Source organism: Nocardioides hankookensis (genome assembly GCF_042658885.1).
GTDB classification, from domain to species: domain Bacteria; phylum Actinomycetota; class Actinomycetes; order Propionibacteriales; family Nocardioidaceae; genus Nocardioides; species Nocardioides hankookensis.
On sequence record NZ_JBHSRJ010000005.1, the window covers coordinates 87,084 to 113,455 of the forward strand.

Sequence of the window (26,372 nt, forward strand, 5' to 3'; positions counted from 1 at the left end):
AGCTCAGGCCTGGCGGCCTTCGCACCTCAACCACCGCGTCGGTGGTTGAGGTGCGAGCGAAGCGAGCCTCGAAACCACCGTCCAGGTCAGTAGGCGCCGCGGGAGCCGAAGACGGCGCCCACGGTGCGGCCCAGGATCGAGAGGTCCTGGAGCATCGACCAGTTGTCGACGTAGTAGAGGTCGAGGCGGACCGCCTCGGCCCAGGAGAGGTCCGAGCGGCCAGAGACCTGCCACAGGCCGGTCATGCCGGGGCGGACCCGGAGGCGCCGCAGCACGTCGGCCTCGTAGCTGGCGACCTCGCGGGGCAGCGGCGGGCGCGGGCCGACCAGGCTCATCTCGCCGCGCCAGACGTTGAAGAGCTGGGGCAGTTCGTCGATCGAGTAGCGGCGCAGCCACTTGCCGGGCTTGGTGACGCGCGGGTCGTCGGCCATCTTGAAGAGGCCGGCCTCGTGCCCGGTCTGGGCGTACAGCTCAGCGAGCCGGGCCTCGGCGTCGACGACCATGGTGCGGAACTTGAAGCACCCGAAGTGCTCGCCGTCGCGGCCGGTGCGGGTCTGCTTGAAGAGAACGGGGCCGCGGTCCGCCAGCTTGACGCGCAGCGCGGCGTACGCCATCAGGGGGGCGAAGGCGACGATCAGGGCCGTCGACCCGACCAGGTCGAACAGCCGCTTGCCCCAGCGGGCGGCGTCGGTCGAGCGGGGCGGGTCGATGTGCATCAGCGGCAGGCCACCGACCGGGCGGACCTTGATCCGCTCGCCGGAGACGTCGGTGACGCTGGGCGCTACGACCACCTGCACGTCGGCCTTCTCGAGGTCCCAGACGATCCGGCGCAGCTGGCCGGCCGAGGTGAGCGCGCCACCGGCGAAGAAGACGAGGTCGGCGTCCGAGGCCGTGATCACCGAGGTGGCCTGCTCGCAGGCGCCGATGACGGGGATGCCGGACGCGGTCTGCTCGCAGAGCTCGCTCGCGGGCACCAGGGCGCCGGAGACGTGGTAGCCGAGCCAGGCCTCGCGGTGGAGGACGGCCGCGATCTCGTCGACGTGGCTGGGGGAGCCGGCGATCAGCACGCGGTACTGGAGCTTGCCCTGGCGACGCGCCCGGTGGACGGCCTGGCGCAGCACCCAGCGACCGATCAGCAGGGCAGGGATGCCGAGCCCGAAGGCGAGCAGGAAGAAGCCGCGCGAGAGCTGGAACTTCGCGAGGTAGCAGCCGACCCCGAGGAGACCCGCCGTGACCAGGCTGGCGTTGAAGACCCGCTTGTACTCGTCGGTGCCGGCGCCGAAGACGTCGTCGCGGTAGCCGCCGAAGACGGCGATCACGAGCAGCCAGGCGAGCAGCACCAGCGGCCCGATCACCTGGATCGTGTCGCTGACGTCCGCCGCCGTGTCGAAGACGCTGAGCCGGTTGCGGCCCAGGGCGGCGAGCACGAAGACGCCGCTCATGATCGCCAGGTCGAGGACCAGGGCAGAAATGGGCAGGTAGCGCAGCGCGCGACTAGGAGGTCCGAGGGTCCTCGTCCTCTTGACCGAAAGTAACGTCATACCAGTCCCATGCCATGCGCCCCGAGCGATGGTGCTGCACCCGGAGCCCCCCGTGAATCACCGTGGTGAACTCTGCCTGAAGGGTCTCCTCTGCGCAGCCGAATCGAGAAAACCGTAAGGCGCCTTTGTTACGCCCGAGAGATGGACGTGCGTCGGCTGGATTTCTGACGCAAAAGGTTTGCCTGAACTTCGCCTCGAGGGCGTGTTTGTTTTGCGGTGACTTGGGCCACACTGAAGTCATGACCGTCGCGCTGGTGGTCCTTCTCGGGATCACGATCTGGTGTCTCGTGCCGCTTCCGCTCGCCGTGGCGTTCGGCAGGTCCTTCCGCGCCGGCGGGGTCGAGGACGCCTTCGCGGAGATCGTCCGCGACTACGACGCCTCGAGCGTGTGATCGACGACCCCGACGCTGTGCTCGTAGAGCGGCCACGCGCGGGAGTCCTCCGGGTGCAGGTCCATCGATGCGCACCACTCCTCGAACGGGGTGGACAGCGACTCCGCGTCGCCACTGCCGGCTGAGAACACCAGGATCATGCGTCTCACATCGGCGCCGCCGGGGTGCACCTGAGCGTTCACTCCGCCCAAGGTTAAACAACCGATCGGTTGACAACTGTCGTACGCCGTGCCACCGTTGATCAACCCGATGGTTGAACACGGAGGAGGCATCGTGACGGACCAGCTCTCCCGGGCGTTCCAGGCCCTGGCCGACCCGACGCGGCGCGACCTGGTCGCCCGGCTGGCCGCCGACGGCGACGCCAGCGTCGGCGACCTCGCGGCGCCGTACGACGTGACCGTGCAGGCGGTCTCCAAGCATCTGAAGGTGCTGGAGGACGCGGGGCTGGTGAGCCGCACCCGGGACGCGCAGCGCCGGCCGGTGCACCTCGAGGCGGAGGTGCTGGACCTGATGACCACGTGGATCGAACGCTACCGGCGGCAGGCGGAGGAGCGGTTCGCCCGCCTCGACGCCGTGCTCGAGCAGATGGAGGACGAGGAATGACCCGCAACCTGACCCAGATCGAGGCGGTGCCGGACCTCCCGGTCATCCGCATCACGCGCGAGTTCGACGCGCCGCGCGAGCGCGTGTTCCGCGCCTGGACCGACCCCGAGCTCTTCGCCCGGTGGGTCGGCCCGCGCAGCATCGACACCGCCATCGAGACGTGGGACGCCCGCACCGGTGGGGCGTGGCGCTACACCGGGCGACGTGACTCCGACGCCTTCGCCATGGGCTTCTGGGGCTCGTTCCACGAGGTGCGTCCGCCCGAGCGACTCGTGCAGACCTTCTCGTTCGACGGCGCACCCGACGGCGTCAGCCTCGAGACGATGCTCTTCGAGGAGCTGCCCGGCGGTCGCAGCCGGATCGTCGCGACCTCGGTGGTCGAGTCCGTCGAGATCCGCGACCAGATCATCGCGAGCGGCATGGAGAGCGGCGTCGTCGAGGGCTACGAGGCGCTGGACGAGCTGCTGGCGGAGAAGTCGTGACGCCGGCGGAGCACCACCGCGAGGTCGCCGCCGACTTCACCCGACGAGTCGACGGTGCCGCCGACTGGGACGCCCCCGCGCCCGTGGACGGCTGGACCGCCCGCGACGTGGTCGGACACCTGGTGGAGTGGTTCCCCGGTTTCCTCGAGGCGGGCACGGGCATCAGGCTCGAGCCGGGACCGTCCGTCGCCGACGACCCGGTCGGTGCCTGGCATGCCCACGTGGCTGGCGTGCAGGAGCTGCTCGACGACCCGGCGTACGCCGGCGCCGTGCTCAGCAACCCGCACATCGGCGACGTGCCGCTGCCGGAGGCGGTGGACCGCTTCTACACGGCCGACGTCTTCATGCACACGTGGGACCTGGCGCGGGCGACCGGCCAGGACGAGACCCTCGACGCCGAGACCTGCGCGGAGATGCTCGCCGGCATGGAGCCGATGGACGAGATGCTGCGCGCGAGCGGGCAGTACGGCGCGCGAGTGCCGGTGTCGGACGACGCGGACCCCCAGACCAGGCTGATCGCCTTCATCGGCCGCGATCCGGCCTGGAGGCCTTGACGCGGCTTGGCGGGTGGGATAGGCTCGGCACAAGCACAAAGTCACGATGCCGAACCGACTCGGATGAGTGACGTGCCAGTCGTGAGGGTGAGTGATAGCCCGGATTCCCGGGCCTCCAGGAGCGGCGACCGACCAGGTCGTGACCGCATGCCGTGAAGGAGGCCCGATGAGTCATCCGATCCTCGTCGCCGCGGCCTCCGTCGACGAGACGCTGAAGTCGGTCGCCGACGTCAACGCCGTCTTCATGACGGCCGGCGAGAAGGCCGACGCCCTGCGCGAGCTGGTCCGGCTCGAGTCCCGGCTGGTCGAGCTCCGGATGCGGGTGCTGTCGGTCGCCGACGACCTGGCCGACGAGGCCGCGGCGCACGACGCCGCGGAGTGGCTCGCCACCCGCACCCTCGTTCGTCACGAGGATGCGCGCGCCGATCTCGCCCTGGCCACGGGGCTCGACCGGCGCTGGGGCGTGCTCGCCACCGCACTGCGCGCCGGGGAGGCCACCGTCGCCCAGGCCCAGGTGATCGCCCGCACCCTGGACGACCTCCCGGCCGACGTACCGGCCGACGTGCTGGCGCTCGCCGAGGAGACGCTCGTCGGACACGCCGCCCACCACGGACCCCGCCAGCTGGCCCGACTCGGCCGCCGGATCCTCGACGTCGTCGCGCCCGAGATCGCCGAGGAGGCCGAGGCGCGCCGGCTCGCGGCCCTCGAGGCCGAGGCCCACCGCCGCACCCGCCTCCACCTGAGACGGTGCGGCGACGGCACGACCCGGATCGGTGGTCGGCTGCCGGACGCGGTCGCCGATCGGCTCGCGACCTACCTCCATGCGTTCACCAACCCGCGCCGGGCCGGCGCCGACGACCCGGCCGAGCGGTTGCCCTACCCGCGTCGCCTCGGTGAGGCGTTCGGCCAGCTGCTCGAGGCCATCGACCCGGGACGTCTTCCTCTGCACGGCGGCGATGCCACGACGGTGATCGTGACCATCGGCCTGGAGAGCCTGCGCAGCGAGCTCGGCGTGGACGCGACGGGCGAGATCTCCGCCGGCGAGGTACGCCGGCTGGCGTGCACGGCACGCATCCTCCCGGCCGTCCTCGGCGGTGCCTCCGAGGTCCTCGACCTCGGCCGCAGCCGGCGGTTGTACTCCGGTCCCCAACGCAAGGCGATGCTGGTCCGCGACCGCGAGTGCCGCGCCGAGGGGTGCGACATCCCGGGCACCTGGTGCGAGGCGCACCACTGGCTCCCGTGGACGTTCGGCGGGCGTACCGACCTCGACGACGGCGTCCTGCTCTGCAGTCACCATCACCATCGCGCCCACGACGACCGCTACACCGCCGATCGACTACCCAACGGGGACGTCAGGTTCGCGCGGCGGACCTGAGGCACACCCTAGGCGGGGGTGGCCGCCTGACGGCGGGCGTCCCAGGCCGACTGCACCATGTCGTGCAGGTCGTGACGCATCTTCCAGTCGAGGTCGCGCGCGGCCAGCTCGTCGCTGGCGACGATCCGGGCGGGGTCGCCGGGGCGGCGCCCCTGGACCTCCGGCTCGAAGTCGATGCCGGTCGCGTCCCGGACGGCGTCCATGATCTGCCGGACCGAGACGCCGTCGCCGCTGCCGAGGTTGTAGACGTGCGCGAGGTCGTCGCCGGCCAGCAGCCGCTGGGCCGCGATCACGTGGGAGTGCGCGAGGTCGGCGACGTGCACGTAGTCGCGCACGCAGGTGCCGTCCGGGGTCGGGTAGTCGGTGCCGTTGATGTGCGGCGTCCGGCCCTCGACGAGCGCGTCGAAGATCAGCGGGAAGAGGTTGTGCGGGCTGGTGTCGTAGAGCTCGGGCGAGCCGGACCCGACCACGTTGAAGTAGCGCAGCGACGTGTGCCGCAGCCCGGTCACCCGACCGACGTCGCGGATCAGCCACTCGCCGGCCAGCTTCGTCTCGCCGTACGGCGACTCCGGGTGGGTCGGCGTCTCCTCGGTCACCAGCTCGACGTCGGGGGTCCCGAACGTCGCCGCGCTGGAGGAGAACACCATCGCCTGCACGCCGGTGTCGGTCATGGCCTGGAGCAGCCGTGCCGTGCCCGTGATGTTCTGCTCGTAGGTGTGCAGCGGCCGGCTGACCGAGACCCCGGCGTACTTGAAGCCCGCCAGGTGCACGACCCCCACGACCTCGTGCTCGCGCAGCGTCGCGGTGACCGTGTCCTGGTCGAGGATCGTCGCCTCGACGAACGGCACGCCGTCGGGCACGAACGACGCGTGGCCGGACGACAGGTCGTCGATCACCACCGGCTCCATCCCCGCGTCGCGCAGCGCGTGCGTGACGTGCGATCCGATGTATCCGGCGCCTCCCGTGACCAACCAGCTCATGCCGCCGAGGATAGTCATCGGGGCCAGCGTGCTTAGGGTGGACGCCATGTCCGCACGTGGAGCCCTGCTCGCCGCGATCGTCGTCGCGCTCGGCCTGCTCGCGCCCGCGGCGTACGCCGAGCGTCCCGACGCCACCGCTCGGCGGGCCGGCCCGCTGGCCGGCCGGGTGGTCGTGCTCGACCCCGGTCACCAGCTCGGCAACCAGAACTTCCCGCGGCAGGTCAACCGGCCGGTCCCGGACGGCCGGGGCGGCCGCAAGCCGTGCAACACGACGGGTACGGCCACCAACGCGGGTCTCCCGGAGGCGACCTTCGTGTGGCGGGTGGCGCAGCTGGTCGAGGCCCGGCTCGAGCGGCTCGGTGCCACCGTCCAGCTCACCCGCACCAGCAACAGCCTCGACGAGTGGGGTCCGTGCGTCGACGTGCGCGGCCGCACCGGCAACCGGGCACACGCCGACCTCGAGCTGAGCATCCACGCCGACGGTGTCCTGGAGCGGGGCGCCCGCGGGTTCCACGTCATCGCGGCGCCGGACCGCGGCCGTGCCTCGGTGCGGCTGGCCCGCACGACCCGGGACACGCTCGTGCACCGCGGGCTCCCGCCCGCCAACTACATCGCGGGCGGCGACGGCCTCGACCTGCGCACCGACCTCGCGACCCTGAACTTCTCCCGGGTCCCGACCGCGATGGTCGAGCTCGGCAACATGCGCGACCGGGTCGACGCCCGCCGGATGACGACCGGCAAGGGGCGTACGGCGTACGCGAGCGCGCTCACTCGCGCGGTGCTGCGCTACCTGGGCTGAGCGATCCCGCGCAGCACCATCGCCACGACGGCCTCGGCGCGGGTCTCGATGTCCTCGTCGGTGTCGGTGCGCTGCTCGAGGCGGTAGGAGAGCGAGTTGACCATCGCGGCGCCGTAGATCGCCTCGGTCACCGCACCCGGCGGGAAGTCGGGGACCATCTCGCCGCGTTCCTGAGCGCGCAGGCAGATCTGCTCGACCTGGCGGCTGTGGACCTCGCTGACGGCGTCGGAGAACTCACCGAGCCGTTCGGCCGAGCTCGCGCAGTCGAAGGTGACCCGCAACGACGCCCAGCCGACGGTGCCGTGGAAGTAGTGCAGCATGTTGATCGCGAGCTGGCGCAGGTCCTCCTCGAAGGACCCGGTGTCGACCGCGGTCAGGCCCATGCCGTTGTTGGTCACGGCCGCGGTCAGCAGCGCGTCCTTGTCCGGCCAGCGCAGGTAGACCGTCGACTTGCCGACGCCGGCGCGGCGGGCGACCGCGTCCATCGTGAAGCCGGACCACCCGTGCGCGCCGTACTCCTCCAGCGCCGCGGTGAGGATCTTCTGCTCGGCTCCGGGCGTGCGTGGTCGACCACGGCCGCGCCGCGGCTCCTCCCCCGGAGTCATGGGCGAATTGAAACATCCGACACGCGGTGTCGGATATGGCCCGAGTCGGCTACTCGCCTGTCTGGGGTGGACTAGGAGCGAGTATTACCCGAGGCCGCCGATGATCACCTCGACGACGTCGGCGACGCGGGCGGCGACCATCTCGTCGGTGATCGGGTCGTGGTCGAGCCGGCGGCCCAGGGTGAAGAAGAGTCCCGCACCGTAGATCAGGTCGGTGATCGCGAGGGGCTCGACGGCGGCCCGCAGCTCGCCGCGTTCCCGGGCGCGCTGGAAGATGCCGCCGATGACCTCGCGGTGCACGCCGCTGATCTCGCGCGTGAACTGCCCCAGCGGCTGGCTCGCGCTGGCGCTGTCGACGACCATCCGGAAGCCCGCCCAGCCCTCCGCGTCGGCGAACTCGCGGAAGACGCCGGTCGCCAGCCCGGTCAGGTCCCCACGCAGCGACCCGGTGTCGACCTCGACGACGGTGCGGCTGCGCAGGCGTACGGCGTCGGTCAGCAGCGCGTCCTTGTCGGCCCAGCGCAGGTAGAGCGTCGACTTCCCGAAGCCGGCTCGGCGCGCGACGCCGTCCATGGTGAACCCGGCCCAGCCGTGCTCCGTGTACTCCTCGAGCGCGGCGTGCAGGATCTTCTGCTCCGCGCCGGGAGAGCGCGGCCGTCCTCGGCCGCGCCGGGGCGTCTCCTCGTCCGGCGGCATGCTTGATTGAACATCAGACAACCCACGTCTGTTATGCCTCTGAAAGTAAATTCGCGTCGTGCCCTAATCTCGAACGCGTGCCCGAAGCCGCCCCATCGTCCGCCGTCGACGGCTGGTCCGGACGCCGCACGCACCACTGGGACGACTGGGGCCTCGCCGCGCTGACCGCCGCCAAGGGGCAGCGCGTCGTCAGCCTCGTCGTACCCGCTCGCAACGAGGCGGCGACCGTCGGCGACGTGGTCGCGAAGGTCCGCTCGGCCCTGGTGGAGACCGTCGCCCTGGTCGACGAGATCGTGGTCATCGACTCCGACTCGACCGACGACACGTACGCCGTGGCGACCGACGCCGGCGCGACCGTGCACCGCTCCGCCGAGATCCGCCCCGACCTCGGCACCCGCCCGGGCAAGGGCGAGGCGATGTGGAAGTCGCTCTTCGTCACCTCCGGCGAGCTGATCGTCTTCATGGACGCCGACCTCGTCGACTGGGACACGCACTTCGTGCCCGGCCTGCTGGGGCCGCTGCTGACCGACCCCGGCGTCGAGCTGGTCAAGGGCTTCTACGAGCGCCCGATGGTCGTCGGCGGTGAGACGGTGCCCTTCGAGGGTGGCCGGGTCACCGAGCTGGTCGCCCGGCCGCTGATCGGGCTGCTCTTCCCGGAGCTGGCCGGGCTGCACCAGCCACTGGCAGGGGAGTGGGCGGTGCGCCGGTCGCTCATCGAGAGTCTCTCGGTGCCCCACGAGTACGCCGTCGAGCTGGCCGCGCTGATCGACACGCAGCGCAGCCGCGGGCTGGACGCGATCGCGCAGGTCGACCTCGGCGTCCGCGCCCACCGGCACCAGTCGCTCAGCGACCTGAGCGGGATGGCGACGCAGATCCTCGCGGCGGCCCTGGCCCGCGCGGGCGCCGGTCCGCAGGTCGACGAGCGCCCGCCCGCCCGGGGGGTCCGATGACGCTGCGACTCGGACGCCGTACGTTCGCCGACGACGCCACGCTGATGATGGCGATCGTCAACCGCACCCCCGACTCCTTCTACGACCAGGGCGCGACCTGGGCCGAGGAGCGCGCGCTCGAACGGGTCGCGCTGGTCGTCGAGCAGGGCGCCGAGATCGTCGACATCGGCGGCATCAAGGCCGCGCCCGGGGTGGAGATCTCGGCCGCCGAGGAGATGGACCGGGTCGTGGACTTCGTGGCGCGCGTGCGCGCGGCCCACCCCGACCTGGTGATCTCGGTCGACACCTGGCGCGCCTCGGTGGCCGCCGCCGTCTGCGCGGCCGGGGCCGACGTCATCAACGACGCGTGGGGCGGCGCCGACCCCGAGCTCGTGGACGCCGCCGCCGAGGGCGGCGCGGCCGTCATCTGCACGCACACCGGCGGCGTGACGCCGCGGACGCGCCCCTACCGGATCGAGTACGACGACGTCGTGGCCGCCGCGATCGCCGACACCGTCGCGTACGCCGAGCGCGCGATCGCCGCCGGCGTCGCGAAGGAGTCGGTCGTCATCGACCCGGCGCACGACTTCGGCAAGAACACCTTCCACTCCCTCGAGCTGACCCGCCGGCTCGGCGAGATGGTCGACACCGGCTACCCGGTGCTGGTCTCGCTCTCCAACAAGGACTTCGTCGGCGAGACCCTCGACCTGCCCGTGGGTGAGCGGCTCGTCGGCACCCTGGCCGCGACCGCGGTCTGCGCCCTCGCGGGTGCCCGGATCTACCGCGTCCACGAGGTCGTCGAGACCCGCCAGGTCGTCGACATGGTGTCGTCCATCGCGGGCCGCCGCCCGCCGCGCCGGGCGATCCGGGGGCTGCAGTGACCCGGGTCGTGCTCGTGCCCGGCGTGCTCGCGCTGCTCCCGGAGTACGCCGGCCTCGACGACCCGGTCGCCGAGCTGCGAGCCGCGTGCCTGGCCGCCGTCGGCTGGCTCGGGTCCGACCCGACCGTCCTGGCCGACGAGCAGGGCGCCCGCGTCGCCGCACACCTCCTGGCTTCCACAAGCCGGTCCAGCGACGAGCCGTCGTACCTCGTGGTCGGCAACGGCTCCGCCCGGCGTACCGAGAAGGCGCCCGGGCACCTCGACGAGCGCGCGCACGCCTTCGACGACGCCCTGCGGTCCGCGCTGTCGTCGAGCGACGCGGAATGGCCCGACTTCGAGCTCGGCAAGGACCTTCTCGCGTCACTCGACGGGATCGGGCGGCTGCGTGAGGTTCGGCCGCCGGGCGTCACCGCCACCATCGACTACGACGACGACCCGTTCGGCGTGCAGTACTGGGTGATGAGGTGGCAGTGGTGAGGGTGCTGGTGGGTCCGGACACCGACGACCTCGCCGAGCTCTACGCACCCCTGCGCTCGCCGTGGCTGCGGGTCAACATGGTGAGCACCGTCGACGGCGCCGCGACCGGGGCGTCGGGCACGAGCGGATCGATCAACAACGCCGTGGACAAGCAGGTCTTCGACCACCTGCGCGCGACCTGCGACGTGATCGTCGTGGGCGCGGCGACGGCACGCGCGGAGGGCTACGGCCCGGCCGACCGGCCGATCGTCGTGGTCAGCCGGCAGGAGGAGGTGCCCGACGGGCTCCGCGACGCGCCGGACGGTTCGGTGGTGGTGCGGCCGCTCGGCGACCCGGTCGCCTTCCGGGCCTGGCTCCACGACCAGGGCTGGGCGACCGTGCTCTGCGAGGGCGGCCCGACGCTCCTCGGCCACCTGGTTGCGGCGGGCGTGGTCGACGAGCTGTGCACGACGTTCGTCCCGCGGGTCGTCGGTGGCGACCACGGCCGCATCTCGACCGGTGCGCCCGTCGACGCGCCGCTCACCCTGCACACGCTGCTCGAGCAGGACGGCACGCTCCTCGCGCGCTGGCTCCTCTGACTACTCGCCGGCCGCGAGGTCCGCGTGCTCCTCGCGCAGCTGGCGCTTGAGGATCTTGCCCGACGGGTTCTTCGGCAGCGCGCCGGCGACCACGACGTACTTGGGCGTCTTGAAGCCGGCCAGCACCGAGCGGGTGTGCTCGACGACCGCCTCGGGGGTGAGCGACGCGCCCTCCTTCGGTACGACGACCGCGGCGACCGCCTCGACCCAGCGCGGGTGGTCGACGCCGAAGACGGCGACCTCGGCGACCCCCTCGAGCTGGTAGATCGCCTCCTCCACCTCCCGGCTGGCGACGTTCTCCCCGCCGCTCTTGATCATGTCCTTCTTGCGGTCCACGACGTACAGGCGGCCGCCGTCGTCGAGGTAGCCCAGGTCGCCGGAGTGGAACCAGCCGCCCCGGAACGCCTCCGTCGTCTTCTCCGGGTCGAGGTAGTAGCCCAGGGTGGCGTGCGGCGAGCGGTGCACGATCTCGCCGACGGTGCCGGCCGGCACCGGCTCGTCCCGGTCGTCGACGATCCGGGTCTCGACGTTGAGAGACGCGCGGCCCGCCGAGCCCGGGAACGCGAGCTGCTCGTCGGGTCCGAGGATCGTGGCGAGCGGGGCCATCTCGGTCTGGCCGTAGAAGTTCCAGAGGTCGACGTCGGGCAGCCGGCGGCTCATCTCCTCGAGCACCGCGACCGGCATCGGCGAGGCGCCGTAGTAGCCCTTGCGCAGCGACGACAGGTCGGCGGTGTCGAAGTCCGGGTGGCGCAGCAGGCCGATCCAGATCGTCGGCGGCGCGAAGAACTTGGTGACCCTGTGCTCCTCGATCGCCCGCAGGATCGCGCCCGGCTCCGGCGCCGGCAGGATGATGCTGGTCGCGCCGAGGTAGACGTCGACGCCGAGGAAGCAGTCCAGCTGCGCGCAGTGGTAGAGCGGCATCGTGTGCAGCTCGACGTCGTCGGCGCTCATCTGCCCGTCGACCACGCAGGAGACGTACTGCCACATCAGCGACCGGCTGCTCAGCAGGGCGCCCTTCGGCCGCGACTCGGTGCCCGAGGTGAACATCATCCGCACCGGGTCGTCGTCCTCGAGCAGGACCGGGTACGGCGCGCCGTCGCGGTCGAGCCAGTCCTGGAGGTCGTGCCACCCCTCGGGGACCTCGCCGTCGGCCAGGCGTACGACGGCCCGCGTCGTGACGGTGCCGGCCGTCGTCGCAGCGAGTGCTTGCTCGGCGACGGGCAGCAGCGCGTCCTCGACCACGAACGCCTCCGCGCCGCTGTGGTCGAGGATGTAGGCGATCTCCTCGGCGCCGAGCATGAAGTTGATCGGCACCAGGACCACACCTGCGCGGGCGCACGCGAAGTTCAGGACGACGTACTGCCAGCTGTTGTGGCACAGCAGCGCCAGCCGGTCGCGCGCCGCGAGGCCGTGCGCGTGGAGCGCTGCGGCCGCGCGGTCGACGACGGCGTCGAGCTCGGCGAAGGTCAGCCGCGTGTCGCCGTCCTGCACCGCGAGCTTGTCGGGGCTGCGCCCCGCCGTACGCCGTGGCAGGTCGCCCAGGGTCTGTTGGCGTGCCTTGTCCACGAGGGGAGAGGTCATGCCCGTCACACTAGGCCGGTCACAATGGGCAGGTGGACGTTGGGATGACGTTGCCGGTGATGGAGCCGGACCTGTGGGCCGAGGGCGCGGCGACGCTCGAGTCGTGGTCGCGTGCCGTCGACGAGGGGCCGTGGTCGTCGCTGTGCTGGGGCGAGCGGATGGCCTTCGACAACCCCGACTCGCTGACGCTCCTCGGAGCCGTCGCGGCGTGGACGTCGCGGGCGCGCCTGACGACCACGGTCGTCGTGCCCCAGCTGCACGACCCGGTGTCGCTCGCCAAGTCGCTCGCCACCGGTGACCGGCTCTGCGGCGGCCGGCTGTCCGTCGGACTGGGTGTCGGCGGTCGCGAGGAGGACTACCGTGCCGCCGGTGCGCCGCTCGCCACCAAGACGATGCGCGAGATGGCCGACCGGGTCGCGGTGATGAAGCGCGTCTGGGCCGGTGAGCGCGTGGTCGACTCGGTGCTGCCGGTCGGGCCGCCGCCCGTGCAGCCCGGAGGGCCGGAGCTGCTCGTCGGCACCCTCGGGCCGCGCACGATCCGCAGCGCCGCGAGCTGGGCCGACGGCCTGGCCGGGATGTCGCTCGACCTCGACCTCGCCGAGATGGCGAAGGTCTTCACGACCACCCGGGACGCGTGGGCCGACGAGGGCCGCCGTACGCCGCGGCTGACGACGTCGTTCTGGTTCGCGCTCGGCTCGCCGGACGTCGCCCGCGAGCAGGTCCGCCGCCACCTGCGGCACTACATGAACTGGATCCCCGAGCAGTACGTCGACGCCCTCGCCGCCACGGCCGGCTTCGCCGGGACACCCGCCGACCTCCGCGACGTCCTGCGCCGGATCGAGGACCTCGGCTGCGACGAGGTCCAGCTCATCCCCACCGACTCGTCCGTCGACCAGGTGCACCAGCTCGCCGACCTCGTCTGACCTCGCCCGGCGAGGTGGGCAGTGGTGGTTTCGAGGCTCGCTTCGCTCGCACCTCAACCACCGACGTTGGTGGTTGAGAGCCTCGAAACCACCACCCGTCGGGGCGCCTGGTCTGACCCTCACCCCAGTAGGCGAGCCGTTTGTCCCGCCGGGCGGCCCGCCAGCCCCTACGGTGTGCTCGTGCGGATGGACTGGCTGCCGATCTCTGCGGCGCTGCTCGTCACCGGGGCGCTCGCGTTGTGCCTCGGGTCCTTCCTGCTGCCCTCCTCGGACAGCACCGCGGACACGCTGCGGATCGTGCAGCAGCAGGGCGGTCAGTGGCTCACCGTCGCGGCGATCTTCTTCCTGGCGTCGGTGTGCCTGACCCTCGGGCTGCCGGCGGTCCTGACGCTCTTCGACCGGCGCGGCTGGACGCTCGGCATGATCAGCGCGATCGTGCTCGAGGTCGGGTTCATCGGCACCGCTGGCTTCGCGATGCTGATGGTCTTCTTCCGCTCACTGGTCATCACGGACGCGCTGCGCGACCAAGGCCTCGAGGACGCGAGCTCGGAGGCCGGGCTCACCGTGTTCCTGGGCGTGTGGATCGCCGGCCTCTACCTCGGCGAGCTGCTGCTCGGCATCGCCCTGCTCCGGGCCCGGGCGACCCCGCGCTGGGTGCCCTTCGCGCTGATCGCCCACGCGCTGTCGTTCGTCGTCTCGTCGTTCCTGCCCGAGCTGCTGGCGAAGTCGCTCATCCTGCTGCTGGTCGCCGGCTTCTGCGGGATCGCCATCCAGGCGACCCAGCCCGGCCCCCGGCGTCGCTACAGCTGACCGAGCGCGGCAGCGAGGTCGGCCACCTGCTCCAGCGGCGGCTCGTAGCCGGGGAAGTAGCAGCACACCCGGTCGGCCACGTCGCCGAAGCGTCGCCCGATCTCGGCCGCGCACTCCTCCGGAGTCCCGCGTACGGCGAGGGTCTCGAGCATCTCGTCGGTCACCAGCCCGAACATCGCGCCCAGGTCACCGGTCTTCGACAGCCGGTTGAGCTCGGGCTGCACGTCGCCCCAGCCCTCGGCCTCGAGGACCGGGACGTACGCCGGGGTGGAGCCGTAGAACGCGAGCAGCCCGCGGACGCCCACCGACGCCGCCTCGAGCTCGGCCTCGGTCCGGCCCATCGCGACGATCGCCTGCGGCAGGATCGAGAGCTCTGAGCGGCCTCGGCCCGACCGGGCCAGCCCCTCGTCGACGGCGGGCAGGGTGCGCGAGCGGAAGTGCCGGTGGCTGTGGAACGGCATCACCAGCAGGCCGTCGGCGACCTCGGCGGCGGTCCGCGTCATCACCGGTCCGAGCGCGCCGAGCAGCACCGGCGGCACGCCGTACGGGTTCGGGCCGGGCACGAACGTCGGCGGCATCAGCGTGTGCCGGGTGTGCTCGCCCTCGAACCGCAGCGGGGTGCCGTCCTGCCAGGAGCCGAGGATCGCCTTCACCGCCAGGACGATCTCGCGCATCCGGGCCGCCGGCGGCGACCACGTGGCGCCGTACCGCTTCTCGATGTGGGGCTTGATCTGCGAGCCGAGGCCGAGCCGGAAGCGGCCGCCGGACATCAGCTGGAGGTCGTACGCCGCGTTCGCGAGGTGCATCGGGCTGCGGGGCATCGCGATCGCGACGTTGGTCATCAGGTCGGTCGCGATCCCGGCGGCCGCGGTCGCCGCCAGCGGCAGGAAGACGTCGTGCGGTCCCTCGAAGGTGAACAGCCCGGCGACGCCGGTGGCGGCCAGCTCGCGGGCCCGGTCGACGGCGAGATCGGGTCGGGCGTCGAGCTGGATGTCGAGGAGCACGCGGTCAGTGTGGCGCAACCCGCGGGGCCGGCGCGGCACGATCCAGCAGGACGGCACCGACGGCCGCGACCACGAAGAGCGACGACACCGTGAGCAGCGTGGCGCGGAACCCGTGCGAGCCCCCACCATACGCCGCCATCAGCGCGACGCTGGTCGCGCTGCCGATCGTGAACCCGAGGTAGCGCAGCACCTGGTTGAACGCCATGGCGCTGCCGGTCTCGGCCTGTGGCAGGTGCGGCACCATCAGCACGGCCAGCGAGGAGAAGGTGAAGCCGCTGCCGACCCCGCCGAGCGCCATCGCCAGCAGCAGCTGCCACAGGTGCTCGTGCCAGAGCGCGAGCACGACGGTCGACACCAGGAACATCAGGCACCCGGTCGGCAGCAGCGCGCCGCTGCCGATGCGGACCCGGACGACCCGGGCGAGCTGGTTGCCGAGCACGCTCATCAGCGAGTAGGGCACCAGGATCAGGCCGGCCACCCAGATCGGCATCGCCAGTCCGAAGCCGGGCTCGTCGGCGCGGACGAGGACGACCGACAGGGTGAGCAGGCAGTACATGCCGAGGCCCGCGACCAGGGCGACCAGGTTCGGTGCCGCGATCCCGGGACGGACCGCCATCCGCAGGTCGACGAGCGGCGAGCGGCTGCGCAGCGTCCAGGCGCACCAGACGACGAGCAGCGCCGCGCCGCCGAGACCGAGCCCGAGCGTCCGGGCCGAGGCCCAGCCCCAGACCTCGCCCTCGCTGACCGCCAGCAGCACGGCCAGCATGCCGACGCTGAGCAGGCCCGCGCCGGCCCAGTCGACACGCATCGGCGCGGCCTCGGCCGACCCCGGGAGGTGGCGCCACGCCATCAGCAGGGTCGCGCCGGTGAGCACGGTGCCCAGGGCGTACGCCGCCGAGAGCCCACCGAGCTCCGCGACCAGCGACGTCAGCGGGTAGCCGAGCCCGGCCCCGGCCACGGTGGTGACCGACAGCAGCGCGATGGCGCGGTTCATCGGCTCGCCGACGAGCGCGTCGCGCGCCACCGCGATCGCCAGCGGCAGCAGCGCCATGCCGACGCCCTGCATGGCGCGGCCCGCGACCAGGACGCCGTACGACGTCGGCACGATCGCGATCGCCGTCCCGGTCGTCACGACAGCCAGCCCGACCAGGATCGTCGGCCGGCGCAGCCGCCCGCTGGCGAACCGACCCACGATCGGGGTCGCGACCGCACCGGTGAGCAGCGTGGCCGTCAGCGACCACTGCGCGGTGGTGAGGCGGACGTCGTACGCCTCGGCGATGCTGGGCACCAGCGGTGCGCCCAGCGAGGAGACCACCGCGGTGATGGTGGTGAGCAGCGCCAGGGTGGGCAGCAGCAGCCGCTGCCGCCCACCCTGGTCAGCCACAGGTTGGTTTCGAGACGCGCCGTCACGACCGCTGCCGCGGTCGTGGCCGCTCCTCAACCTTCGCCGCTTCTCGGTGAGCTCGCGAGCTCGCTCACCGGCGCCTCACTTCGCCTTGCGCGCCCGCGCGGCGATCTTGGCGCGCTCGTTCTGGTCGAGGATCACCTTGCGGATCCGGACCGTCTCGGGCGTGACCTCGACGCACTCGTCGTCGCGGCAGAACTCCAGGCACTGCTCGAGCGAGAGCTTCTTCGGCGGGACCAGCTTCTCGAAGTTGTCGGAGGTGGCGGACCGGATGTTGGTCTGCTGCTTCTCCTTGGTGATGTTGACGTCCATGTCGTCGGCGCGCGAGTTCTCGCCGACGATCATGCCCTCGTAGACCTCGGTGGTCGGGTCCACGAACATCACGCCGCGCTCCTGCAGCGAGGTCATGGCGTACGCCGTCGCCGCGCCCTTGCGGTCGGCGACCAGCGAGCCGTTGTTGCGCGAGCGGATCTCGCCGGCCCACGGCTCGTAGCCCTCGGAGATGTGGTGGGCGATGCCGGTGCCGCGGGTGTCGGTGAGGAACTCGGTGCGGAAGCCGATCAGGCCGCGGGCCGGGACCAGGAACTCCATGCGCACCCATCCGGTGCCGTGGTTGGTCATCTGCTCCATGCGGCCCTTGCGGGTGGCGAGCAGCTCGGTGATCGCGCCGAGGTACTCCTCCGGGGCGTCGATGGTCAGGCGCTCGACGGGCTCGTGGACCTTGCCGTCGACCTCCTTGGTGACCACCTGCGGCTTGCCGACGGTCAGCTCGAAGCCCTCGCGGCGCATCTGCTCGACCAGGATGGCCAGCGCCAGCTCGCCGCGGCCCTGGACCTCCCACGCGTCGGGACGCTCGGTCGGGAGGATCCGCAGCGACACGTTGCCGATCAGCTCGGAGTCGAGGCGGTCCTTGACCAGGCGGGCGGTGACCTTGCCGCCCTTGACCCGGCCGACGAGCGGCGAGGTGTTGGTGCCGATCGTCATCGAGATCGCGGGCTCGTCGACGTGGATGAGCGGGAGCGCGACCGGGTTCTCGGTGTCGGCGAGGGTCTCGCCGATGGTGATGTCCGGGATGCCGGCGATGGCGACGATGTCGCCCGGGCCCGCGGACTCGCCGGGCTGGCGCTCGAGGCCCTCGGTGACGAGGAGCTCGGTGATCTTGACGTTCTTGACCGAGCCGTCGCGCTTCATCCAGGCGACCTGCTGGCCCTTCTTCAGGGTGCCCTGGTGGACGCGGACCAGCGCGAGCCGGCCGAGGAACGGCGAGGAGTCGAGGTTGGTGACGTGGGCCTGCAGCGGCGCGCCCTCGTCGTACGTCGGGGCCGGGATGGTCTCGAGGATCGTCTTGAAGAGCGGCTCGAGGTCGGGGGAGTCCGGCAGCTCGCCGTTCTCGGGGGCCTCGAGGCCGGCGACGCCGGCGCGGCCCGACGCGTAGACGACCGGGAAGTCCAGGGCGTCCTGGCTGTGGTGCTCGTCGAGCAGGTCCATGAAGAGCTCGTAGGTCTCGTCCACGACCTCGGCGATGCGGGCGTCGCCACGGTCGGTCTTGTTGACGACCAGGATCACCGGCATGTCGGCGTTCAGCGCCTTGCGCAGCACGAAGCGGGTCTGCGGGAGCGGGCCCTCGGACGCGTCGACGAGGAGCACGATGCCGTCGACCATCGACAGGCCGCGCTCGACCTCGCCACCGAAGTCGGCGTGGCCCGGGGTGTCGATGATGTTGATGACCATCGGCTGGCCGCCACCGGCGGGACCGGCGTAGTGCACGGCGGTGTTCTTCGCGAGGATCGTGATGCCCTTCTCGCGCTCCAGGTCGCCGGAGTCCATGACGCGCTCGGCCACGCTCTCGGCCTGGTGGGCGGTGAAGGCGCCGGCCTGACGCAGCATGGCGTCGACAAGCGTGGTCTTGCCGTGGTCGACGTGCGCGACGATGGCGACGTTCCGGAGATCTGAGCGAGTGGTAGACACGAGCGTCGAGTCTAGTGGCGCAGGGCGTTCGGACCCGCATCGTGCCGAGCGCGACTAGCCTGGATGTGTGGGGGGCCACGCACTTCGTGCTGTGCTCGTGACGGCCGTCTCCGTCACGAGCCTCGTCGTCGTTCCCACGACCCCCGCCTCCGCGGTCAGCACCGGTCGGCCGACCGCGGTCGCCGTCGCGCCCGACGGCACGTCGTACGTCGGGTTCGCGAACGCCGACGGCCTCCTGGTCCTGGCCCCGGACGGCGCGCCCGGCGGGTCGATCGCGACCGACGGCCCGGTCACCGCCCTGGCCGCCGACCCGGACGGCGGCGTGTGGGTCGACGACGGCTCGGTCGTCACCCGGCTCAGCCGGTCCGGCGCCGCGCTCGCCACCTTCCCGCACCAGCCTGCCGCCTCCTGCACCGCCGACGCCGCTCGGTACGGCGGCCTCGCCGTCACGAGCACGAGGGTCTACGTCGCCGAGCGGTGCCGGGGCAGCGTCGGCGTCTACACGCGGGACGGCGCGCTGCTGGCCACCGTCGACCTGCCGGGGTCGGGCAGCCCGCGCGGGATCGCCGTCGCACCGGCGTACGGGAAGGTGCCGGCGCGCGTCTACGTCGCGGTGCCGGACGCCGGCAAGGTCTACGGCTACAACGCCTCCGGGCTCGGCGCCCGCTCGAAGCCGGTCGCCACGATGACCGCGAGCCGGCCCGGCGGCGTCGTCGCCGACGACCGCGGCCACGTGGCCGTGCTCGACGCGTCGTCCAACGGGCTGTATCTCTACGACGCGCAACAGCGCTACCGGCAGTACCGCACCCTCGGTCACCCGCCGACCGCCGCCGCCACCAAGGGCTACCTCAGCCGGCCGGCGGCGATCGCGCAGGGCGGCGCGACGACGGGGCGGCACTTCTGGGTGGCCGACACCGGCAACGGCCGGGTGCAGCGGTGGAACACCACGGGCACCACGCAGTGGATGGCCGACACCCGGCTGGACGGGGCCCCCGACGACCCGGACGACCCGGACGACCCGGGCCAGCCCGACGAGCCGAGCACGCCGGTCACCACCTGCCGGGGCACGCCGTCGGTGCACATCGACGCCGGGGGCCGGGTCGCGCACCGGCCGTACGTCACGCTCGCGATCCGGGCCCCGGAGGGCGCGCAGGAGGTGCTCGTCTCGAACGACGGCTTCAAGCACACCGACCGCAAGCCGCTGACCAGCTCGTGCCGCTACCCGTGGACCCTCAGCGGCGGCGCGAGCGGACGACCCAAGGTCGTCTCGGTGCGGTTCCCCGGGGTGCCCGGCCGGGCGAGCGACCGGATCGTCCTGGACGGCGCCGCACCGGTCATCCACCGCGTCACCGCGAAGTGGGTGACGGCGCGTCGGGGGTGGGTGGTGCGGATCCACGCCACCGACCGCGGCACCGGCATCGCCTACGCCAAGGTCGGCAAGACCCGCTCCAGCACCCGCCGCTTCTCCTGGCCGCCGGACATCGTGTCGTGGGACAGCAGCCAGCTGCGCTGGATCCAGGTCGTCGACAAGGTCGGCCTGCGCAGCCGCTGGTACCACCTCCGGCTCTGAGCAGCCCTGGGTACCGTGGAGGGATGCCTCGCATCGCCACCGCCGACCGCGTCGACCTCGAGCAGCTGCTGGACTTCGTCCGCACCCGGCACCACCTGGTGCTGGTCACGACCCGTGCCGACGGGAGGCCGCAGGTCTCCCCGGTGACCGGCGGCGTGGACCCCGAGGGCCGGATCGTCATCTCGACGTACCCGGACCGGGCGAAGGCCAACAACCTGCGCCGCCGCCCGGGCGCCTCCGTGCTGGTGCTCTCCGACGAGTGGGACGACGCCTGGGTGCAGGTCGACGGCACCGCCGAGGTCCTCGACATGCCGAGCGCCGAGGCCGAGGACGGGCTGGTGGAGTACTTCCGCTGCATCTCGGGCGAGCACTCGGACTGGGACGAGTACCGCGAGGCGATGCGCCGCCAGGGCAAGTCGCTGCTCCGGATCACGGTCGAGGGCTGGGGCCCGGTCGCCACGGGTGGGTTCCCGCCGGACCGCGCGCCCGCCTGAGCCATCCGTCTGGACCGGTCCAGTCAGCCCGGACCGACTGACGGCGTCGAGGCGGCCCGGAGGCTACCCGCGGGTTAACCTCCGGCTGTGAAGGCCCTTGCGGGCCGGCTCCTCTGCCTGGCCCTGATCTCAGCGGGCCTCGGGACCGCCACCTTGGCGACCCTCGAACCGGCGTCCGCCGCGGGCGGTGACTCCCCGACGGCGATCGCGGTCGGCCCGTCGGGGGTGTCGTACGTCGGCTTCGCGAGCGGTGGTCGGCTGCTCCGGCTCAACCCGCGCGGGGGCGCCAACGGCACGGTGCCGCTCGACCAGGACGATCCGGTGGACGGGCTCTTCGTGAACGCCTCCGGCCAGGTCTGGGTCGACTACGGGACCAGCGCGTCGCTGCTCGCGCCGGGCGGCCGGGTGCTGCGGCACTTCAGCCACGGCTCGGGCGCCTCGTGCGCAGGCAGCCCCGGCTCGGCGTACGGCGGGATCACCGTGGGCGGCGGCCGCGTCTGGGTCGCCGAGCGCTGTGACGGCACGATGTCGGTCTACAGCGTCACGGGCCGGCTCCTCGCGGCCGTCGACCTGCCGGGCCGCGACCACCCGCGCGGCATCACGTACGGCGTCGCCCAGTCCGGCCGTCCGGACACCGTGTACGTCGCGATGCCCGACACCGGGCGGATCGTCGCCTACCGCGCCGGCCAGGTGCGCAGCTCGTCGCGCCCGGCGCGCACGGTGACGCTGCGCCGTCCGGGCGGCGGCGTGCGGCCGCGTCCCGGCGGCATCGCCGTCGACCGGTTCGGGCAGCTCACGGTGGCCGACGTCGCCAACAACGCGGTCTACCTGGTCGACACCAACCACGACTACGACCTCTGGCGGATGCTCGGGCACCCGCCCAGCGCGAGCCGTGAGGCCGGACGCCTGCGGGCGCCGAGTGCGGTCTCGCAGTACGCCCAGGACGGCGGCGGCCTGTCCGGCAACCTCTTCATCGCCGACGCGGGCAACCAGCGGGTGCAGCGGTGGAACACCAGCGGGTGGACCTACTGGGTCAAGCAGGTCCGCGCCGGGCGCGGGTCGGGCGGCAGCGACGACGGTGGCGACAACGGCGGCGACAACGGCAGTGGCACGAGTCCCGGCGACGACGACGGCGGGGACGACGGGGGCGACGGGGGTGACGACGGTGGCAGCGTCGGCACCGGCGGGCCGGTCAGCTCGTCAGGCCCGCGCGTGGTCGGCACGGCCGTCGTCGGCGAGACCCTGACCTGCAACCCGGGCACCTGGTACAGCACCGCCGGTCCGCTGGCCGGCTCCATCCGCTTCGCCTACCGCTGGACGCGGGGAGGGGCCACGATCGCCGGCGCCGGCAGCCCGACGTACGTCCTCGTCGCGGCCGACGCCGGCGCCTCGGTGGCCTGCGAGGTCGCCGCGACCGACAACGTGGCCACCACGACCGCGGCCGCCCCGGCCGTGCTCGTCGCGGGTCGCTCCGTCGGTCCGGTCGACCCCGACCCTGACGAGCCCGGCCCGCCGGTCAACACCGGGGCGCCGACGGTGACCGGACCCGGCACTGTGGGCTCGGCGCTCACCTGCACGCCGGGGAGCTGGGCGGGCGGCGACCTCGCGTATGCCTACGCCTGGTCGCGCGACGGCGTCGCGGTCGAGCACTCCGCGTCGGCGAAGTACGTCGTCCTCAGCGTCGACGCCGGCACCTCGCTCAGCTGCACGGTGACCGCGACCGACGACGACGGCAGCGCATCGGCCAGCTCGGCTCAGCGCCCCGTCGCGAGCTCACCGGTCGGCGCGCCCGTCAACCTGACCAGCCCGACGATCTCAGGCAACCCGGTCGCGGGGCAGACCCTCACCTGCGACCCGGGTGGGTGGTCCGGCAGCCCGACCACGGTGATGGCCGTGTGGCAGCGCGACGGCGCGACCGTCGCCAACGGCAGCTGGACCTACGTGGTCGGCGCCGGCGCCGGCGACGCCGCGCTCCAGTGCGTCGTCGTGGCCGGCAACGGCTCGGGGCTCGGGGCGGCACGCTCGCGGCCGGCGGCCGCGGACGCCTGCGTCGGCGCGACGGGCGTCGAGATCGACGGTGGCGCGGCGCAGACGCGCTCGACCGCCGTCACCCTCACCCTCCGCGCGCCGCGCGGGACCACGACGGTGCACGTCTCGAACGACCCCGGCTTCGCGGGCGAGACGGTGACGGCCTACCCCGCCGGCTGCACGCTCGCCTGGACGATGCCGTCGATCGCGGGGATGCCGCTGTCCTGGTCGGTCTACGTCCGGTACGACGGGTCCGCGACCACCTACTCCGACTCGATCGTGGTCGACGTGCCCAGCTGAGTGAGAGGCTGGCGTCATGGACCGCTGCCGGTTCGTGCCGCCCTACCTGCTCGCTCGGGTCGCTCCGCAGAGCCTCGCCGTGGACGCGACGCTGCGCGCCGGCCGCGGCGTGCCGGTGACCGCCCGGCAGGCGGTGCTGGCCGCCACCGCGCCGGCCTGGACGGTGCACACCGCCGACCACGCGGAGACGCTGCCCGGACGGGTCGTGCGCTCCGCCGGGTCGGCGCCGTCGGGGGACGAGGCGGTCGACGAGGCGGCGACCGGCATCACCGGCGCGCTCGCGCTCTTCGCGGAGGTCTACGGGCGCGCGTCGTACGACGGCGCCGGCGCACCGGTCAGCCTGACGGTGCACTACGGCCAGGACTACGACAACGCCTTCTGGGACGGCGTCCAGCTGGTCTTCGGCGACGGCGACGGCCGGGTGTTCGAGCGCTTCACCAAGCCGGTGGACGTGCTCGGGCACGAGCTGACGCACGCGGTCACCGAGCACACCGCCGGGCTCGTCTACGAGGACCAGCCCGGGGCGCTCAACGAGTCGGTCTCCGACGTGTTCGCTGCCTGCCTCAAGCAGCGGCTCCTCGGGCAGTCGGCCGACCAGGCGGACTGGCTGATCGGCGCCGGCATCTTCGTCCCCGGCATCGCCGCGAGGGCGCTGCGCGACATGGCGGCGCCGGGCACCGCGTACGACGACCCGGCGCTGGGCCGTGACCCGCAGGTCGGGCACCTCGACGACTACGTGTCGACGTCCGAGGACAACGGTGGCGTGCACCTCAACTCCGGGATCCCCAACCGGGCCTTCCAGCTCGCCGCCGTCGCGATCGGCGGCTCGACGTGGGAGGGCGCGGGCCGAGTCTGGTACGCCGCGCTGACCGGCGGCGGCGTCGGTCCGCAGTCGGACTTCGCCGCGTTCGCGGGCGCCACGGTGGCCGCGGCCGGGGCACACGCGGACGCGGTCGGCACCGCCTGGGAGACGGTCGGGGTGACGCCGGGCGCCGTGACGCCTTCGGCACCCGTGCCGGCGAGTGCCGCTCGGCGGGTCACCGTGCGGCGTACCGGCGGCTTCGCCGGCCTGCGCGCCAGCGGCGAGCTCGACCTCGACGGCGACGACCCGCGCGCCCCGGAGGTCGCCTCCCTGGTCGACCGGGTCGACCTCGGCTCGCTCGCGGGCGGCACCCCGCAACCCGACCGGTTCGTCTACGACTTCGACCTCTGCGGCGACCGCGCCAGGCTCCCCGAGCAGCACCTCACCCCCGACCTGCGCCGCCTCGCCGACCTCGTCCTGGCCCCCGCGGAGGGTAGTCCCTGACGGAATGGTTCGCCGGGAGCGTTCCCGAGGGCAGAAACGTCGGGGACTACCCCGACGGGTCGGTCAGGCGAGGGCGCGATCCAGGGCCGCGGCGACGTGCAGGGTGGTGGCCGGGAGGACCGGGATGTCGGCGTCGGCCTGGTGGACCAGCAGCTCGAGCTCGGTGCAGCCGAGGATGACCCCGCCGGCGCCCGCGTCCCAGAGCTCGTCGATGAGGCCGACGACCGTACGCCGGGAGCCGTCCAGCACCTTGCCGTGCACGAGCTCGTCGTAGATGACGCGGTTGAGGGTCTCGTGGTGCGCGGAGTCGGGGACCACGACGTCCAAGCCGTGCGAGGCGATCCGGTCGGTGAAGAAGGAGCGGGACATCGCGAACGTCGTCCCGAGGAACCCGACCGACTCGAGGCCCTTCGCCTGGCACTCCGCGGCGACCACGTCGGCGAGGTGGAGCAGCGGGATGCCGACCGCGTCGGCGACCTGGTCGGCGACCCGGTGGAAGGTGGTCGTGCAGAGCAGGAGGAAGTCCGCCCCGCCCGCCTCGACCCCGCGGGCGGCGCCGGACAGGATCTCGGCGACCTCGTCCCACCGCTCCTGCTCCTGCAGCGCCGTCACCTCGGCGAAGTCGACCGAGCTCATCACGGTCCTGGCCGACGACAGCCCGCCGACGCGGGACTCGACGCCCCGGTTGAGCTCCTGGTAGTAGACCGCGCTGCTCTCCCAGCTGAGGCCCCCGACGAGTCCGATCGTCTGCATGGGCGTCAGTGTGTCAGAAGGTCGTGGGTCTGCTGGATGGGTCTCGACACGCCCGTCGCGAGCTCGCTGCGCTCGCTCGCGGGGCTCGCTCGACCTCCTCCGCGTCAGTCCTTCGCTGCGCTCAGGACTGGCGGTGGACCTTGTGCTGCGCCGCCTGCGCCCGCGGACGGATCACCAGCTCGTCGATGTTCACGTGCGCCGGGCGGGTCACCATCCAGGTGATCGCCTCGGCGATGTCGTCGGCGACCAGCGGCTCGGCTACGCCGGCGTACACGGCGTCCGCCTTGGCCTGGTCGCCCTCGAAGCGCACCAGGGCGAACTCGTCGGTCTTCACCATCCCGGGCGCGATCTCCATGACCCGCACCGGCTGGTCCCACAGCTCCAGGCGCAGCGTCTCGGTGACGACCTGGGTGCCGTGCTTGGCCGCGGTGTAGCCGCCCCCGCCCTCGTAGGCGATCCGACCCGCGGTCGAGCCGACGTTGAGGATCGCGCCGGCGCCGGTCGCGACCAGGGCCGGCAGCAGGGCCCGGGTGACCTGCATCAGCCCGATCACGTTCACCTCGTACATCTGGCGCCACTCGTCGCTGACGGCCGCCGACACCGGGGAGGCGCCGAACGCACCACCCGCGTTGTTGACCAGGACGTCGAGCCGCTCGCCGACCGCGGCGGCCAGGGCCGCGACGGACTCCTCGGAGGTGACGTCGCAGGCGACCGCCGTACCCCCGATCTCCTCGGCCAGGGCCTCGATCCGGTCGACCCGGCGAGCGGCGCAGAAGACGTGGTAGCCGGCCGCGGCGAGGTGGCGGGCGGTGGCTGCGCCGATGCCGCTGCTGGCGCCGGTCACGACGGCGGTGGGGGAGGAGGTCATGGATTCATTGTCGAGGATCGGGGTAGGGAACCTTGCTGGAGGTCCGCGGACGAAGAGGAGTGGGCATGCGTGCAGCGATGGCCGGGGCGGCTGTCCTGGGTGGACTGTGCTGGGTGGTCGCGCTCTGGGTCGGCCTGCTGTCCGCGGTCGGCGCCGTCCTCCTCGCCGTCGCCGCCGTCGGCGCCGGCGCGGGGCTGGTCAGCCGGGGCGCCACGTGGCTGCGGGTGCTGGTCGGGATCTGCTTCCTCGGCTTCGTCGGGTCCGTCCTCCAGGTGCTGCGCCAGGGCGCCGACGACCAGGCCGTGCTGGCCGTGGCCGGTGCGGCCGCGCTGGCGGCCGGGGTCGTCGTGCTGGTACGTCGCCCGGCTGTCTCGCGGGGCACCCACGCCGCGTGAGACGCGGGAATCAACTGCCGACCGTTCGTGTTCCCTCTGGTTGGACCAGTTCCCGAGCGAAGACCCGAGGTGCCTG

General features: G+C 72.7%; 28 protein-coding genes. 17 read left to right on the top strand and 11 right to left on the bottom strand.

All coding sequences use genetic code 11. The features are described 5' to 3' along the window. Positions 1-86: 86 nt before the first annotated feature. Entirely contained in the window at positions 87-1,541 is a 1,455-nt protein-coding gene (locus ACFPYL_RS14890; protein WP_379155716.1) for a sugar transferase, read from the bottom strand. A gap of 239 nt (positions 1,542-1,780) precedes the next feature. Between ACFPYL_RS14890 and ACFPYL_RS14895 the strand changes: the two genes are divergently transcribed. Further along, on the top strand, positions 1,781-1,933 hold the full coding sequence (locus ACFPYL_RS14895) for a hypothetical protein (RefSeq protein WP_379155719.1): 153 nt from the start codon (positions 1,781-1,783) through the stop codon (positions 1,931-1,933). Here ACFPYL_RS14895 and ACFPYL_RS14900 read toward each other — a convergent pair. After that, the gene (locus ACFPYL_RS14900) at positions 1,912-2,073 is read right to left on the bottom strand and encodes a hypothetical protein (protein ID WP_379155722.1); all 162 of its coding nucleotides are present in this window, start codon (positions 2,071-2,073) and stop codon (positions 1,912-1,914) included. The two genes, ACFPYL_RS14895 and ACFPYL_RS14900, sit on opposite strands and share 22 nt — an antisense overlap. Positions 2,074-2,206: 133 nt before the next feature. Here ACFPYL_RS14900 and ACFPYL_RS14905 point away from each other — a divergent pair, with 133 nt between their 5' ends. The 4 genes from ACFPYL_RS14905 to ACFPYL_RS14920 all read left to right on the top strand — a co-directional run bounded on the left by ACFPYL_RS14905 (position 2,207) and on the right by ACFPYL_RS14920 (position 4,947). Continuing rightward, complete coding sequence (locus tag ACFPYL_RS14905) at positions 2,207-2,536, top strand: ArsR/SmtB family transcription factor (RefSeq protein WP_379155725.1); 330 nt, start codon at positions 2,207-2,209, stop codon at positions 2,534-2,536. Then, entirely contained in the window at positions 2,533-3,018 is a 486-nt protein-coding gene (locus ACFPYL_RS14910) for an SRPBCC family protein (protein WP_379155728.1), read from the top strand. Before ACFPYL_RS14905 ends, ACFPYL_RS14910 begins: the two co-directional genes overlap by 4 nt. Then, positions 3,015-3,572, top strand: coding sequence for a TIGR03086 family metal-binding protein (locus ACFPYL_RS14915; RefSeq protein WP_379155731.1), 558 nt, complete (start codon positions 3,015-3,017; stop codon positions 3,570-3,572). The genes ACFPYL_RS14910 and ACFPYL_RS14915 overlap by 4 nt, the downstream gene beginning before the upstream one ends. Before the next feature lie 166 nt (positions 3,573-3,738). Then, positions 3,739-4,947, top strand: a complete 1,209-nt coding sequence (locus ACFPYL_RS14920; protein ID WP_379155734.1) for an HNH endonuclease signature motif containing protein — start codon at positions 3,739-3,741, stop codon at positions 4,945-4,947. An 8-nt stretch (positions 4,948-4,955) separates the two neighbouring features. Here the strand turns inward: ACFPYL_RS14920 and galE are convergent, their stop codons facing one another. Further along, positions 4,956-5,927 (bottom strand): UDP-glucose 4-epimerase GalE, encoded by a 972-nt coding sequence (gene galE / locus ACFPYL_RS14925; protein ID WP_379155737.1) that lies wholly within the window; start codon positions 5,925-5,927, stop codon positions 4,956-4,958. Between the two features lie 46 nt (positions 5,928-5,973). Here galE and ACFPYL_RS14930 point away from each other — a divergent pair, with 46 nt between their 5' ends. Further along, positions 5,974-6,726, top strand: coding sequence for an N-acetylmuramoyl-L-alanine amidase (locus ACFPYL_RS14930; protein WP_379155740.1), 753 nt, complete (start codon positions 5,974-5,976; stop codon positions 6,724-6,726). Here the strand turns inward: ACFPYL_RS14930 and ACFPYL_RS14935 are convergent. Together ACFPYL_RS14935 and ACFPYL_RS14940 are read right to left on the bottom strand one after the other, a co-directional pair. Continuing rightward, positions 6,714-7,331: a TetR/AcrR family transcriptional regulator gene (locus tag ACFPYL_RS14935; protein ID WP_379155742.1), complete on the bottom strand. Its 618-nt coding sequence runs from the start codon at positions 7,329-7,331 to the stop codon at positions 6,714-6,716. The two genes, ACFPYL_RS14930 and ACFPYL_RS14935, sit on opposite strands and share 13 nt — an antisense overlap. Before the next feature lie 84 nt (positions 7,332-7,415). Beyond that, complete coding sequence (locus tag ACFPYL_RS14940; RefSeq protein WP_379155745.1) at positions 7,416-8,027, bottom strand: TetR/AcrR family transcriptional regulator; 612 nt, start codon at positions 8,025-8,027, stop codon at positions 7,416-7,418. A gap of 77 nt (positions 8,028-8,104) precedes the next feature. Between ACFPYL_RS14940 and ACFPYL_RS14945 the strand changes: the two genes are divergently transcribed. From ACFPYL_RS14945 to ACFPYL_RS14960, 4 genes are read left to right on the top strand one after another with little or no spacing between them, the layout of a single operon-like run. Continuing rightward, positions 8,105-8,977 carry a glucosyl-3-phosphoglycerate synthase gene (locus tag ACFPYL_RS14945; RefSeq protein WP_379155748.1) on the top strand — a complete coding sequence of 291 codons (873 nt, stop codon included), beginning with the start codon at positions 8,105-8,107 and terminating at the stop codon, positions 8,975-8,977. After that, positions 8,974-9,837, top strand: a complete 864-nt coding sequence (gene folP / locus ACFPYL_RS14950; RefSeq protein WP_379155751.1) for a dihydropteroate synthase — start codon at positions 8,974-8,976, stop codon at positions 9,835-9,837. Before ACFPYL_RS14945 ends, folP begins: the two co-directional genes overlap by 4 nt. Continuing rightward, complete coding sequence (locus ACFPYL_RS14955) at positions 9,834-10,313, top strand: hypothetical protein (protein WP_379155753.1); 480 nt, start codon at positions 9,834-9,836, stop codon at positions 10,311-10,313. Before folP ends, ACFPYL_RS14955 begins: the two co-directional genes overlap by 4 nt. Further along, positions 10,310-10,891, top strand: a complete 582-nt coding sequence (locus ACFPYL_RS14960; protein WP_379155756.1) for a dihydrofolate reductase family protein — start codon at positions 10,310-10,312, stop codon at positions 10,889-10,891. The genes ACFPYL_RS14955 and ACFPYL_RS14960 overlap by 4 nt, the downstream gene beginning before the upstream one ends. Here the strand turns inward: ACFPYL_RS14960 and ACFPYL_RS14965 are convergent, their stop codons facing one another. Then, a complete protein-coding gene (locus ACFPYL_RS14965) occupies positions 10,892-12,472 on the bottom strand; it encodes a fatty acyl-CoA synthetase (protein ID WP_379155757.1) in 1,581 nt (526 codons plus the stop codon). Between the two features lie 32 nt (positions 12,473-12,504). On the opposite strand from ACFPYL_RS14965, the gene ACFPYL_RS14970 reads away from it, so the two are divergent. Both ACFPYL_RS14970 and ACFPYL_RS14975 read left to right on the top strand, forming a co-directional pair. Further along, on the top strand, positions 12,505-13,395 hold the full coding sequence (locus ACFPYL_RS14970) for an LLM class flavin-dependent oxidoreductase (protein WP_379155760.1): 891 nt from the start codon (positions 12,505-12,507) through the stop codon (positions 13,393-13,395). 180 nt (positions 13,396-13,575) lie between these two features. Continuing rightward, complete coding sequence (locus ACFPYL_RS14975) at positions 13,576-14,205, top strand: hypothetical protein (protein WP_379155763.1); 630 nt, start codon at positions 13,576-13,578, stop codon at positions 14,203-14,205. On the opposite strand, the gene ACFPYL_RS14980 is transcribed toward ACFPYL_RS14975, so the two are convergent. The 3 genes from ACFPYL_RS14980 to typA form a co-directional block, all read right to left on the bottom strand. Further along, on the bottom strand, positions 14,196-15,209 hold the full coding sequence (locus ACFPYL_RS14980) for a TIGR03617 family F420-dependent LLM class oxidoreductase (RefSeq protein WP_379155765.1): 1,014 nt from the start codon (positions 15,207-15,209) through the stop codon (positions 14,196-14,198). The two genes, ACFPYL_RS14975 and ACFPYL_RS14980, sit on opposite strands and share 10 nt — an antisense overlap. Positions 15,210-15,213: 4 nt before the next feature. Further along, a complete protein-coding gene (locus tag ACFPYL_RS14985; RefSeq protein WP_379155768.1) occupies positions 15,214-16,593 on the bottom strand; it encodes an MFS transporter in 1,380 nt (459 codons plus the stop codon). Positions 16,594-16,695: 102 nt separating this feature from the next. Further along, positions 16,696-18,582, bottom strand: coding sequence for a translational GTPase TypA (typA, locus tag ACFPYL_RS14990; RefSeq protein ID WP_379155771.1), 1,887 nt, complete (start codon positions 18,580-18,582; stop codon positions 16,696-16,698). 97 nt (positions 18,583-18,679) lie between these two features. Here typA and ACFPYL_RS14995 point away from each other — a divergent pair, with 97 nt between their 5' ends. The 4 genes from ACFPYL_RS14995 to ACFPYL_RS15010 all read left to right on the top strand — a co-directional run bounded on the left by ACFPYL_RS14995 (position 18,680) and on the right by ACFPYL_RS15010 (position 24,280). After that, the gene (locus ACFPYL_RS14995; protein ID WP_379155774.1) at positions 18,680-20,152 is read left to right on the top strand and encodes a hypothetical protein; all 1,473 of its coding nucleotides are present in this window, start codon (positions 18,680-18,682) and stop codon (positions 20,150-20,152) included. 23 nt (positions 20,153-20,175) lie between these two features. Further along, a complete protein-coding gene (locus ACFPYL_RS15000) occupies positions 20,176-20,646 on the top strand; it encodes a PPOX class F420-dependent oxidoreductase (RefSeq protein WP_379155776.1) in 471 nt (156 codons plus the stop codon). An 87-nt stretch (positions 20,647-20,733) separates the two neighbouring features. Beyond that, positions 20,734-22,974, top strand: a complete 2,241-nt coding sequence (locus ACFPYL_RS15005; RefSeq protein ID WP_379155779.1) for a hypothetical protein — start codon at positions 20,734-20,736, stop codon at positions 22,972-22,974. A gap of 16 nt (positions 22,975-22,990) precedes the next feature. Continuing rightward, positions 22,991-24,280: a protealysin inhibitor emfourin gene (locus ACFPYL_RS15010; RefSeq protein ID WP_379155782.1), complete on the top strand. Its 1,290-nt coding sequence runs from the start codon at positions 22,991-22,993 to the stop codon at positions 24,278-24,280. A gap of 63 nt (positions 24,281-24,343) precedes the next feature. On the opposite strand, the gene ACFPYL_RS15015 is transcribed toward ACFPYL_RS15010, so the two are convergent. Together ACFPYL_RS15015 and ACFPYL_RS15020 are read right to left on the bottom strand one after the other, a co-directional pair. After that, a complete protein-coding gene (locus tag ACFPYL_RS15015; RefSeq protein ID WP_379155783.1) occupies positions 24,344-25,033 on the bottom strand; it encodes an aspartate/glutamate racemase family protein in 690 nt (229 codons plus the stop codon). 121 nt (positions 25,034-25,154) lie between these two features. After that, entirely contained in the window at positions 25,155-25,901 is a 747-nt protein-coding gene (locus ACFPYL_RS15020; RefSeq protein ID WP_379155786.1) for an SDR family NAD(P)-dependent oxidoreductase, read from the bottom strand. A 65-nt stretch (positions 25,902-25,966) separates the two neighbouring features. Between ACFPYL_RS15020 and ACFPYL_RS15025 the strand changes: the two genes are divergently transcribed. After that, positions 25,967-26,296 (top strand): hypothetical protein, encoded by a 330-nt coding sequence (locus tag ACFPYL_RS15025; protein ID WP_379155788.1) that lies wholly within the window; start codon positions 25,967-25,969, stop codon positions 26,294-26,296. The last annotated feature ends 76 nt before the right edge of the window (positions 26,297-26,372 follow it).